The 12,136-nt window shown below is 69.4% G+C and carries 10 protein-coding genes; 7 read left to right on the plus strand and 3 right to left on the minus strand.

Annotated features, from left to right (window positions below; all coding sequences use genetic code 11):
* Positions 1-172: 172 nt before the first annotated feature.
* From KF892_14225 to KF892_14255, 7 genes are all read left to right on the plus strand, one after another.
* Entirely contained in the window at positions 173-1,846 is a 1,674-nt protein-coding gene (locus KF892_14225; GenBank protein MBX3626168.1) for a long-chain-fatty-acid--CoA ligase, read from the plus strand.
* A gap of 242 nt (positions 1,847-2,088) precedes the next feature.
* Positions 2,089-2,553 (plus strand): hypothetical protein, encoded by a 465-nt coding sequence (locus KF892_14230; protein ID MBX3626169.1) that lies wholly within the window; start codon positions 2,089-2,091, stop codon positions 2,551-2,553.
* 32 nt (positions 2,554-2,585) lie between these two features.
* Positions 2,586-3,086: a hypothetical protein gene (locus KF892_14235; GenBank protein MBX3626170.1), complete on the plus strand. Its 501-nt coding sequence runs from the start codon at positions 2,586-2,588 to the stop codon at positions 3,084-3,086.
* Positions 3,087-3,123: 37 nt separating this feature from the next.
* Complete coding sequence (locus KF892_14240) at positions 3,124-3,840, plus strand: 16S rRNA (uracil(1498)-N(3))-methyltransferase (GenBank protein MBX3626171.1); 717 nt, start codon at positions 3,124-3,126, stop codon at positions 3,838-3,840.
* A 10-nt stretch (positions 3,841-3,850) separates the two neighbouring features.
* The gene (locus KF892_14245) at positions 3,851-5,047 is read left to right on the plus strand and encodes an MFS transporter (protein MBX3626172.1); all 1,197 of its coding nucleotides are present in this window, start codon (positions 3,851-3,853) and stop codon (positions 5,045-5,047) included.
* Between the two features lie 36 nt (positions 5,048-5,083).
* Entirely contained in the window at positions 5,084-6,787 is a 1,704-nt protein-coding gene (locus tag KF892_14250) for a molecular chaperone HscC (protein ID MBX3626173.1), read from the plus strand.
* Between the two features lie 9 nt (positions 6,788-6,796).
* Positions 6,797-8,584, plus strand: coding sequence for a hypothetical protein (locus KF892_14255; GenBank protein ID MBX3626174.1), 1,788 nt, complete (start codon positions 6,797-6,799; stop codon positions 8,582-8,584).
* Positions 8,585-8,590: 6 nt separating this feature from the next.
* On the opposite strand, the gene KF892_14260 is transcribed toward KF892_14255, so the two are convergent.
* Genes KF892_14260 through lptB form a run of 3 tightly spaced genes read right to left on the minus strand, consistent with a single transcriptional unit; the run spans position 8,591 to position 12,127 of the window.
* Complete coding sequence (locus KF892_14260; protein MBX3626175.1) at positions 8,591-9,826, minus strand: class I SAM-dependent RNA methyltransferase; 1,236 nt, start codon at positions 9,824-9,826, stop codon at positions 8,591-8,593.
* Positions 9,827-11,350 carry an RNA polymerase factor sigma-54 gene (locus KF892_14265; GenBank protein MBX3626176.1) on the minus strand — a complete coding sequence of 508 codons (1,524 nt, stop codon included), beginning with the start codon at positions 11,348-11,350 and terminating at the stop codon, positions 9,827-9,829.
* 15 nt (positions 11,351-11,365) lie between these two features.
* Positions 11,366-12,127: an LPS export ABC transporter ATP-binding protein gene (lptB, locus tag KF892_14270; GenBank protein ID MBX3626177.1), complete on the minus strand. Its 762-nt coding sequence runs from the start codon at positions 12,125-12,127 to the stop codon at positions 11,366-11,368.
* Positions 12,128-12,136: the final 9 nt, after the last annotated feature.

The following is a 12,136-nucleotide window of genomic DNA, read 5'->3' on the forward strand; positions in this document are numbered from 1 at the left end:
CCTCCCAAAGGGGGTCTGGGCCGACGTCCTTTGGGGCCCGCCCTAGAGGCAAAACCTCAGAAAAGAACGATCGTTCGCTCGAAACCCCTGATGGAGTACACGTCAGTTCCACGTCAGAATCGCCCGCTTCATGCAGACCGCGGTCTCGGACTCTCTTTCGGAGAAATCAAAAATGGAAAAAGTGTGGCTCAAGCAGTACCCGGCCAGCGTGCCTGAGCAGATCGACTTCGGGCAGTACCCGTCTTTGCTGGCCCTGCTCGAAGAGTCGTTCAAGAAGCACGCCTCGGCCACGGCCTACAAGTTCATGGGCAAGGGCTTCACCTTCGCCCAGATCGACGAGCAGTCGCGTGCGCTCGCCGCCTACCTGCAGTCGCAAGGGCTGGAGAAGGGCGACCGCGTGGCCATCATGATGCCCAACGTGCCGCAGTACCCGGTGGCCGTGGCCGCGATCATCCGCGCCGGCCTGGTGGTGGTGAACGTGAACCCGCTCTACACCCCGCGCGAACTCGAGCACCAGTTGAAGGACTCGGGCGCCAAGGCCATCGTCATCATCGAGAACTTCGCCGCCACGCTGCAGGCCTGTTATGCCGCGGTGCCGACCAAGAAGGTGATCCTCGCCTCGATGGGCGACCTGCTCGGCGTGAAGGGCCTGATCGTCAACTACGTCGTGCGCAACGTGAAGAAGATGGTGCCGGCGTTCACGCTGCCCAACGCCGTGCGCTACAAGGACGCCGTGGCCGCCGGCCGCAAGGCCGCCTACCGCGCGCCCGACACCAAGCCGACCGACATCGCCGTGCTGCAGTACACCGGCGGCACGACCGGCGTGAGCAAGGGCGCGGTGCTGCTGCATCGCAACCTCGTGGCCAACACGCTGCAGTGCGAAGCCTGGTACCAGCCCGCGCTGAAGAAGATGACGCCGGGCGAGCAGATCACCACCGTGGCCGCCCTGCCGCTGTATCACATCTTCGGCTTCACCTCGAACATGATGCTGGGCATGCGCATGGGCGGCTGCAACATCCTGATCCCGAACCCACGCGACATCCCCGCCGTCTTCAAGGACCTCTCGCGCGAGCGCATCCACAGCTTTCCGGCGGTGAACACGCTCTTCATGGCGATGGCCAACCACCCCGACTTCAACACCGTCGACTGGAGCCACCTGAAGATCTCGGTCGGCGGCGGCATGGCCGTGCAGCAGGCGACCGCCAAGCTCTGGCTCGAGAAGACCGGCTGCCCGATCGTCGAAGGCTACGGCCTGTCGGAAACCTCGCCCACCGCGACCTGCAACCCGACCGACAGCGACAAGTTCACCGGCACCATCGGCCTGCCGCTGCCCGGCACCGAGCTCAAGCTGCTCGACGACGACGGTAACGAGGTGCCCCCGGGCACGCCGGGCGAGATCGCCATCCGCGGCCCGCAGGTGATGGCCGGCTACTGGCAGCGCCCCGACGAGACCGCCAAGGTGATGACGGCCGACGGCTTCTTCCGCACCGGCGACATCGGCACGGTGGACGACCGCGGCTTCTTCCGCATCGTCGACCGCAAGAAGGACATGATCCTCGTGAGCGGCTTCAACGTGTACCCGAACGAAGTCGAAGACGTGGTCACGCAGATGCCCGGCGTGCTCGAATGCGCCGCGGTGGGCGTGCCCGACGCGAAGGCCGGCGAAGCGGTGAAGCTCGTCATCGTGCGCAGCAACCCGGCCGTGACCGAAGCCGACGTCCGCGCCTACTGCGAGGCCAACATGACCGGCTACAAGCGGCCCAAGGTGGTGGAGTTCCGCAACGAGCTGCCCAAGACGCCGGTCGGCAAGATCCTGCGCCGCGAGCTGCGCGACAAGGCGGCCTGAACGCCGCCCAGCCCACGACTCACCCGCCGCCGGCAATACCTTCGCAAGCGGCGGGAATTCGTGAAAATTTCGTGGCGAGGCGGTTCTAATGCAGAACGTCGCCCCCACACGGGCGACCAAAGGGGTACCAACAGGCCCCAAGGGAGTTTGGTGACGGGCCGACCGAGCCCCGCAGCCGAAACCAGGTGGTCCACGGGAGGTTGTCAGTGATCTGGAGCAAGACCGAAGCAGGACGAGCGGAAGTGCAGGCACGCGCACTGGTGAAAGAGCGCCTGCAGCGCAACCTGCTGCTGCTGATCGACGGGGTCAAGACCGAAGAGATGCTGCTGGCCAACGTGGTCGGCCTGAAGCCCGAGGACTTCAAGTTCCTCGAATCGCTGCACCTGATCGCCCCGGCCCCTTCGTCGTCGAACGGGCGCTCGTCCGGTTCGTCGTCGGACCGCGGCGGCGCCGCGACCCAGCCGATGACGCTGCCCCCGCCGCTCGAAGACGCCGCGGACATGGACTACGGCCAGTTCACCGCCAAGCTGACGCAGCTCATCTCGAGCGAGCTCGGTCTGCGCGGCTTCACGCTCACGCTTGCGGTCGAGAAGGCCTCGACCATCGAAGAGCTGCGCGCCGTGGGTGAGCGGGTGCTGGAACAGATCCGCGAACGCAAAGGCGTGGCCGTCGCCGACAAGGCGCGCCGCTCGCTCTACGGCGGCTGAACCCGGCTGACCGCCGGCCGCCCCTCTTCACCTTGAACCCGCTGCAAGCGCTGCGGCGCGGCCTTCGGGCCGTGCTGCTGGGCGTGGCCGCCATCGTGCTCTTCGTCGAAGAGTGGGGCTGGCGCCCGCTCGCGGCCTGCGTGGCCTGGTTCGCCCGCTGGCCGCCGCTTGCGCGGCTCGAAGCCGCGATCCGGCGCCTGCCACCGCTCGGCGCGCTGCTGCTCTTCCTCGTGCCTGCGGTGCTGCTCTTTCCGGTGAAGCTGGCCGCGCTGTGGCTGATGCACCGGGGCCAGGCGGGCCTCGGCCTCCTGGTGATCGTGGTGGCGAAACTGGTCGGCACCGCCCTCGTGGGCCGCATCTACCTGCTCACGCAGGCGCAGCTGATGCAATACGCCTGGTTCGCGCGGGCGCTCGGCTGGTGGATCGCGACGAAGGCGCGTGTGAAGGCCGCGCTGCACCGCTCGGCGCTGTGGCGCAGCTTGCGCGGCCTGCGTCGCCGGGTGCGAGTGATGCTGCGCCGATTCCCTCGCTGAGCGCGCCGCCTGACACGGCTTGCGGCACACTCGCCGGATGCCCGCCCGCGTGTTCGTCGACCAAGCCCTTCCCCCCGATTCCGTGATCGACCTGCCGCCCGGCCCGGCCCGGCATGTGCAGGTGCTGCGCCTGCAACCCGGTGACGCCCTCACGCTCTTCAATGGCCAAGGCGGCGAATGCGCGGCCCGCGTGCAGCAGATGGGGCGCAGCCAGGTGAGCGTGCAGATCCTCGCGCACGATCCGGTCGACCGCGAGCTGGCCCAGCACGTCACGCTGGCCGTCGGCATGCCGGCCAACGAGCGCATGGACACGCTCGTCGAGAAGGCCACCGAACTCGGCGTGGCCGCGCTGCAGCCGCTGGTGTGCGAGCGCTCGGTGCTGCGGCTGGCCGGCGAGCGTGCCGAGAAGCGCCAGGCGCACTGGCAGGCGGTGGCCGTGGCCGCCTGCGAGCAGAGCGGGCGCACCCGCGTGCCCACCATCGCGCCGGTGCTCACCTTGCCCGCGTGGCTGGCGACCGGGCCGGTGCACCCCGGCGCCACCGCCTGCGTGCTTGACCCCCGCGCCGGCACCACAGCCCTGCCGCTGGCCGGCGCGGCCGTGTTCCTGAGCGGCCCCGAAGGCGGCCTGAGCGACGCCGAAGTGCAGCTCGCCGAAAACGCCGGCTTCCGCCGCGTCGGCCTCGGCCCGCGCGTGCTGCGCGCCGACACCGCGCCACTCGCCGTGCTCGCCCATCTCTCCCTGCGTTCGCTTTGAAAGCCCGCCCATGAATGCATCGCTGCTGTGGCTCACCCTCTGCCAGGGTTTCCTGCTGATCAACAACGTCACCTTCATCGCGATCAACGGCCTCGTCGGCCTGCAGCTCGCGCCCAACATCTGGCTCGCGACGCTACCGGTGATGGGCTACGTGGCGGGCGGTGCGCTCTTCACCGGCCTCGTGGCCCGCCATCACCGCGCCTGGGGCCGCCGGCGTGCCTTCCAGGTGAGCCTGCTGGTGGCGATGGCCTCCACCGCGCTGTGCGCCTGGGCGGCGATGGCCCACCAGTTCTGGTGGCTGGTGGCCGGCACGGTGATCGCGGGCTACTACAACGCGAGTGCCGGCCTCTACCGCTTCGCGGCCACCGAGCTCGTCACGCCCGCCTTCAAGGAGCGCGCGATCTCGTGGGTGCTGGCCGGCGGCATCCTCGGCGGCGTGGTGGGGCCGCAGCTCGCCAACCTCACGCGCGACGTGCTGCCGGTGCCCTTTGCAGGCGCGTATGCGGCGCTCGTCGTGGTGGCGCTGATGTCGCTCGCGGTGATCTCCTTCATCCCCTTCCCGCCGCTGCCGCTGCCGAGTGCCACCCACCCGGGGCGGCCGCTGCGCGAGATCGCCCGCCAGCCGGTGTTCATCGCCGCGGTGATGGCCTGTGCCCTCGGCTATGGCGTGATGAGCCTCTTGATGACGGCCACGCCGATCGCGATGGCGCAGTGCAAGCACCCGTTTTCCAGCGCGGCCCTGGTGCTCGAGTGGCACGTGCTCGGCATGTTCGTGCCGAGCTTCTTCACCGGCAGCCTCATCAAGCGCTTCGGCGTGATGCCGATCCTCATCGTGGGCCTGGTGCTCAACATCGCCTGCGTCGTCATCGCGCTGTCGGGTATCGACCTGATGCACTTCATCAGCGCGCTGCTGCTGCTCGGCGTGGGCTGGAATTTCCTCTACGTGGGCGGCACCACGCTCTTCACCGAGGCCTACCGGCCCGAAGAGCGCACCACAGCCCAGGCGGCGATGGACTTCTGGGTCTACATCACCATGGCCCTCACCGCCTTCGGCTCGGGCGCGCTCGTCACCACCGGTGGCTGGACGTGGATGAACCTCGGCACCCTGGTGCCCCTTGCCGTGCTGGCCGGCACGCTGGTGTGGCTGGCGCGGCAGCGGCGCGCCGCGCCCCCAAGAAGGGGGGCCGATCGCGGCGGGGCGCGCTGATATTCTGCTTCGCTCCCTTCCAGCGCACTTCACCTCATGATCGTCGGCATCGACCTCGGCACCACCAACAGCCTCGTGGGCGTGTTTCGCGATGGCCGCCCGCAACTCATTCCCAACGCCGTCGGCGACCTGCTCACCCCGTCGGCCGTGGCCCTCGACGCCCAGGGCCACACCCTGGTGGGCCTGCCGGCGCGCGAACGGATGGGCAGCGACCCCACCTCGGTGCAGCAGGGCTTCAAGCGCTGGATGGGGACGGACAAGCGCCTGCGCCTGGGCCAGCGAGACTTCCGCGCCGAGGAGCTGTCGGCGATGGTGCTGCGCTCGCTCAAGGCCGATGCAGAGGCCTTCCTAGGCGAGCCGGTCACCGAAGCGGTGATCACCGTGCCGGCCTACTTCAACGAGGCGCAGCGCCGGGCCACCCGCACCGCCGGCGAGCTGGCCGGCCTCAAGGTCGAGCGCCTGCTCAACGAGCCCACCGCAGCGGGCCTCGCCTACGGCCTGCAGGAACGGCCCGACCACAGCACCTTCCTCATCTTCGACCTGGGCGGCGGCACTTTCGACGTGTCAGTGCTCGAATACTTCGAAGGCGTGGTCGAGGTGCGTGCGAGCGCAGGTGACACCCGCCTCGGCGGCGAGGACTTCGCCCACGCACTGGGCCGCCTCTTCATCGAGCGCGCGTGCAGCGGCCTCAGCGCGACGCAACGCCAGCGCCTGCTCGAAGAAGGCGGCTGGTGGCGCGCGGCCGAGCAGGCCAAGCGTGACCTGAGCGACCGCGAGCGCACGGAGATGAGCCTGCTGCACAACGACCAGCGGCTGGCGTGCGAGGTCACACGCGCCGAGTTCGAAGCGGCCAGCGCCGAGCTGCTGCTGCGCCTGCGCCGGCCAATCGAACGCGCGCTGCACGATGCCCAGATCTCCCCGGGCGGCCTGAACGAGGTCGTGCTGGTGGGCGGGGCCACCCGCATGCACATGGTGCGCCAGCTCGCCACACGCCTTTTCCAGCGGCTGCCCCTTCGGACCATCGACCCCGACCTCGCCATCGCGCAGGGCGCGGCGGTGCAGGCCGGCCTGAAGGCGCGCGATGCCGCGCTGGACGAGGTCGTGCTGACCGACGTGATGCCCTACTCGCTGGGCATCATCGCCTCCGACCAGATCGACGGCCGACGTCTCGATGACCGCTTCTCGCCCATCATCGAGCGCAACACGCCGGTGCCCGTGTCGCGCGTGCAGACCTACGTCACGCTGCAGGACAGGCAGCCCCTGATCCGCATCGACATCCGCCAGGGCGAATCGCCGGTGGGCAGCGAGAACCTGCACCTCGGTGCGCTCGAGATGGAAGTCCCGCCGGCACCTGCCGGGCATGCGGGCGTGGAGGTGCGCTTCACCTACGACGCCAACGGGCTGCTGGAGGTCGATGCGCGCGAAACCAAGGGCGGGCGCACGATGAACACGCTCATCCGCAACACGCGGGCCGAGATGAGCGATGACGAGGTCCAGGAGGCGCTCGCCAAGCTGCGCCAGCTCAAGCTGCACCCGCGCGAGGAGCAGGACAACCGCTACCTGATCGAACGCGCCAAGCGGCTCTACGAAGACCGGCTAGGAGAGGAGCGCACCATGATCCAGGGCTGGCTGTCCCGTTTCGAGGCGACACTGGACACGCAGGATGGCCGCCTGATCCGCCAGTCGCGCGACGCCTTCCGCGAGGCGCTCGACAGCATCGACCGCGGCTTCCGCTTCTGACGCCTTCGCATGTACACCTCCGACTGGGAGCGGCTGGGCATCGGGCCCACACGAGACATCCCCGCCATCAAGCGGGCCTACGCCCTCAAGCTGAGGGCGACCCGGCCCGACGACGATGCGCGGGCGTACCAAGCGCTGCGCGCCGCCTACGAGCGGGTGCAGGACTGGGCGCGCTACGCACCGGACGACGATGACGCCGTCGACGCGGAGGCCGACGAGACGGAACGCGAAAACTCCCCGCCCGCCGAGCAGCTCGTGCAGGTGGCCACGCCGGCCTTGCAGCACGAGCCGCCGGACGAGGTCGACCTGCCCGCACCGCCTGCCGCGCGCGCCGAAACCGAGCCCGTGGGCGAAGCGACCGCCTGGCCGGAAGAAGCTGCACTGGCGCCTGACGAAACACCGGAAACCATCGTCGACGGCATCTACGAACTGTGGCGCGAGCAGGGTGGCGGGGCCTTGATGGACGCGTGGCCGCGACTCGAGCAGGTGCTCGATCGCCTGCCGCTGGACCGCCGCCCCGAGGCGTCGGCGCGCTTTGCCGATCTCGTGATCTCGTGTGCGTCCAGCCTGCCCCACGAATTCATGCAGCGCCTGCAGACCCACTTTGGGTGGATGGGTGACTTCCGCATCGACCGCATGATCGGGCCTGCGCGTGCCGAGGCCTTGCGCCAGGCCTTGAGCGACATGGTCGTCACGCCCGTGACCGATCAGCAGGTGCTGCGCCAGTACGCCGACGTGCGAGGCCTGCACCAGCTGTTGCAGCGCCGCTGGCGGCTGCATGCGTGGTTGCACGCGGCCTTGCTCGGGTGGCCCTTGCTGCGCCAGACCGCCGAGGCCGGCTCGCGCCTGCTGCGTCGTTTCGGCATCGAGCTGCCCGCGCAGGAGCGGCTCGCCGAGGCCATGACGGTGGGCATGTGGTGGCGCGTGGCGCTGATGACGGCACTGCTGTTCGGCGCAAGCGCCCTCGTCGCACGCGGCGACTGGGTGGTGGCGATCGCCGCCACGGCGACCACGCTGGCGGCCGGCACGGCGGTGTTCGGGGGTTCGTTGATCTTCGGTTCCCGGCTGTCCAACTTCCTGAACGAACTCGTGCAGGCCGACACCCGACCCGGCCGCTGGCTGCAGCGCTGGCGCGCGTCTCGCTGGGCCCCATGGATCGGCCTGGTGATCGGGCTGCTGGCCTTGCCCTTCTACGTGTGGGCTGCCACCGGCGACGACGCCCTCTGGTGGTGGCCGGTCGGTGTGGTCCTCACGCTCGTGCAGCTGTTGCTGGCCTGGCCGCAGCGGCCCGATGTCGGCGTGGTGACCCTCGGCACCTGGGGCTTCCTGCTGGCGTGCCTGATGCCGGTGGCATCGCTCGAAGTCCCCTTCTTCGCGCTGCTGGGCGGCGCCGGCGCGGTCACACTGCTTGCGGCGCAACATGCCGAGGGGCGGTGGCAGTTCGCGGGCGGCGGTCGCTGGACGTGGTGGATCGCGCTGGCGGCGTTTCAATTCGTTCGCCTGAACGAACGGGGGCAGGCGAGCAGCGTCATGCAGTGGCTCACTGTGACGCTGTGCGCGCTCGCCGCCGCGCTGCTCACGCTCTCGTGCGTGCCGCGCGACGGCTACCGCACCGCCATGGCACCGATGGCGCTGGCTGGTGGGCTGGTCTTCGCCCTCAGGAGCGTCGATGCGGTCGAGCGAGGCCCGCTGCTGCTCTATCTCTGGGTCGGCGCATGCCTCGTGGTGATGCTTCTCCAGCGCGGCGCGAACTGGCTCGATGCGCGCTGGTACGGCCGCGTCACCGACACGGACTGAGGAAGTTCAGCGCGCCGAGCCCGCCACGAGGTCGAAACGGAACAGGCGGCACTCGATGGGGCCGTTCCACATCGGCACGCGGCGCGATTCCTTCAGGCGCATCGCGCTCGGCAACTTCATGTCGGGGCTGAGCACGAAGGCCGTCCAGCCGGCCGGGTGCTGCGTGTAGGCGCGCTTCCAGTGCGCCGACAGGCGGGGGAAGAAATCGTCGGGTGCGGCGCGGTTGTCGTCGGGGCGCTCGTGCACGGACGGCCGCGCGGCCTTGCCGGCGACGTCGATGCGCTCGCCATACGGCGGGTTGATCATCAGCGTGCCGTGCAGGCCCTCGGGCAGCGGCGGTGCCGGCCGCTCGAGCGCGTCGCCGCCGTTGAACTGGATCGCATGCTCCACCCCCGCGCGCTGTGCGTTGCGGCGCGCGAAGTCGACCATGCGGAACGACACATCGCTCGCGAAGATGGGCACCGCGCTCGCGTGGATGCGCGACTGCGCGTGGCTCTTGAGGCGCTGCCACTGCGCGCGGCTGTCGGGGTCGGCGAAAGGCAGCAGGCGCTCGAAGGCGAAGCGGCGCTTCAGGCCCGGCGCCACGCCACAGGCGAGCTGCGCGGCCTCGATGGCGATGGTGCCCGAGCCGCAGCAGGGGTCGTGCAGCGCGCCACCTGCCTCGGGCGTGCCCTGCCAGCCGGCCGCAGCCAGCATCGCGGCAGCGAGCGTTTCCTTGAGCGGCGCCTCGCCCTTGTCTTCACGCCAGCCGCGCTTGAAGAGCGCTTCGCCGGAGGTGTCGACGTAGACCGAGGCGTGCGTCTCGCCGAGGTGGAGCGACAGCGGCAGGTCGGGGTGGCGGGTGTCGACGCTCGGGCGCTCGCCGGTCGCATCCCGCAGGACGTCGCAGACCGCGTCTTTCACGCGCAGCGCGACGAAGTTCAAGCTGCGCAGCGGGCTGCGGTGGGCGGTGGTGTCGACGCGCAGCGTGTGCTGCGGGGTGATCCATTGCGTCCAGTCGACGCTGCGGGCGAGCGCGTAGATGTCGTCTTCGGCGAAGTACGGGCCCGAGGCCACTTCGGCGAGCACCCGCTGCGCGAGGCGGCTCTCCAGGTTGAGCGCCATCACGTCGGCCGGGTCGCCATCGACGCCCACGCCGCCACGGCCCACGTGCACCTCGCGGCCCGGCAGGATGCGCTTCACCTCGTCCGCCAGCAAGGGCTCGACGCCGGCGGCACAGGGCAGGAAAAGTGGCAACGCCATCTACATCGCCTTGCGCAGGTTGGCCGGCGCGATGCGCAGCGCTTCGCGGTACTTGGCCACCGTGCGGCGCGCAACCTGGATGCCCTGCTCTTCCAGCATCTTCGAGAGCTGGCTGTCCGACAGCGGCTTGGCCGTGTCTTCGGCGGCGACGAGCTGCTTGATGAGCGCCCGCACCGCCGTGCTCGACGCATTGCCGCCCGCCTCGGTGTTGAGCGATGAGCCGAAGAAATACTTGAGCTCGAAGGTGCCGAACATGGTCGCCATGTACTTGGCGGTGGTCACGCGCGAGATGGTCGACTCGTGCAGGCCGAGCTCGTCGGCGATCTCGCGCAGCACCAGCGGCTTCATCGCGATCTCGCCGTGGGTGAAGAAGCTCTTCTGCCGCTCGACGATGGCCTGCGACACACGCTGGATGGTGTCGAAGCGCTGCTGGATGTTCTTCATGAACCAGCGCGCTTCCTGCAGGCGCGAACTGAGCGCGCCATTGGCGCCGCCTGAGCCGCGGTTGCCCCGGATCGCCTGCGCGTAGAGGTCGTTGATGCGTAGCTTGGGCATCACCTCGGGGTTCAGCACCACCTTCCAGTTGCGGCCCGACTTCTGCACGATCACGTCGGGCACGATGATGTTGGCCTCGGCGCGTGCGAACTGGCGGCCCGGCTTGGGCTCGCAGGCGACGATGAGCGCCTGGGCCTCCTTGATCAGCTCTTCGTCGGCGCCGGTCGCGGCCATGAGCTTCTTCATGTCGCGCCGGGCGAGCAGCTCCAGGTGCTGCTTGCAGATGAGGATGGCGATCATCTGCGCCTCGCAGCGCGGCGTGGCGCGCAGCTGCAGCGCAAGGCACTCGGAGAGGTCGCGCGCGCCCACGCCGAGCGGCTCCATGTTCTGCAGCCACTTGAGCGCGCAGCGCAGGCGCTCGAGCAGCTCTTCGCGTGCTTCCTCGTCGTCGCCCGCGAGGCTCGCGGCGATGTCTTCCAGCGGGTCGTCGAGGTAGCCGTCGTCGTTGAGCGACTCGATCAGCACCTTCACCGCGGCGGCGTCTTCGCCCGAGAGGCGCATGCCCAGCAGCTGGCGGTGCAGGTGGTCCTGCAGGCTCTCGCCGACGCTGTTGCGCTCGTGCGGGTCGAAGTCGTCGTTGTCGTTGTTGCTCGACGAACTGCTGCTCGGCTGCTCGCGGATGCCGTCGAAGTCGTCGCGCTCGGTGCCGTTTTCCCAGTCGTCGCGCTCGGTGGCGCCGAGTTCGACGCTGTCGACGCCCGGCGTGTCGTCACCGCCGCTGGTCTCGACCTCGGCAGACCGCTCGCTCTCGCGTTCGCCCGCCTGCTCGGACGCACTCAAGCGCTCGGTCATCGGCTCGAAGGCGGGGCCGTTGTCCTCTTCCATTTCGAGGAAGGGGTTGGCTTCGAGCATCTGCTCGACTTCCTGGTGCAGCTCGAGCGTCGACAGTTGCAGCAGCCGGATGGACTGCTGCAACTGCGGCGTGAGCGCCAGATGCTGGGAGAGGCGGACCTGAAGCGACGGTTTCATACTGCGGCCGTCACGTCACATGCGGAAGTGTTCTCCGAGGTAGACCTTGCGGACGTCGGCGTTCTCGACGATCTCGGTCGGTGTTCCCTCGGCCAACACCCGGCCTTCGCTGATGATGTAGGCGCGGTCGCAGATGCCCAGCGTCTCGCGCACGTTGTGGTCGGTGATCAGCACGCCGATGCCACGCGCCTTGAGGAAGCCGATGATGCGCTGGATCTCCAGCACCGCGATCGGGTCGACACCGGCGAAGGGCTCGTCGAGCAGGATGAAGCGCGGCTGCGTGGCGAGCGCACGGGCGATCTCGACACGGCGGCGCTCCCCGCCCGAAAGCGCCGGGGCCGGGCTCTCGCGCAGCTTCTCGATGCTGAGGTCGTTCAAGAGGCCATTGAGCAGCTGCTCGATCGTGGCCTTGGGCAGCGGCTTGCCATCGGGCCCGTGCTGCAACTCGAGCACGGCGCGGATGTTCTCTTCCACCGTCAGCTTGCGGAAGATCGACGCTTCCTGCGGCAGGTACGACAGCCCCATGCGCGAGCGCTGGTGGATGGGCAGGCGCTCGATGCGCTCACCGTCGATGGTGATCTGGCCGGCGTCGGCGCGCACCAGGCCCACGATCATGTAGAAGCTCGTGGTCTTGCCCGCGCCGTTGGGGCCGAGCAGGCCCACCACCTCGCCGCTGCGCACGCCCAGGCGCACGTCTTTCACCACCTTGCGGGCGCCGTAGGTCTTCTGCAGGCCGGCCGCTTCCAGCTGGCTCGGGCTGGCCCCCCGCTCGGGCAGCGCGGCGGC

It is taken from the genome of Rhizobacter sp. (assembly GCA_019635355.1).
In the GTDB taxonomy this organism is placed as follows: Bacteria; Pseudomonadota; Gammaproteobacteria; order Burkholderiales; family Burkholderiaceae_C; genus Rhizobacter.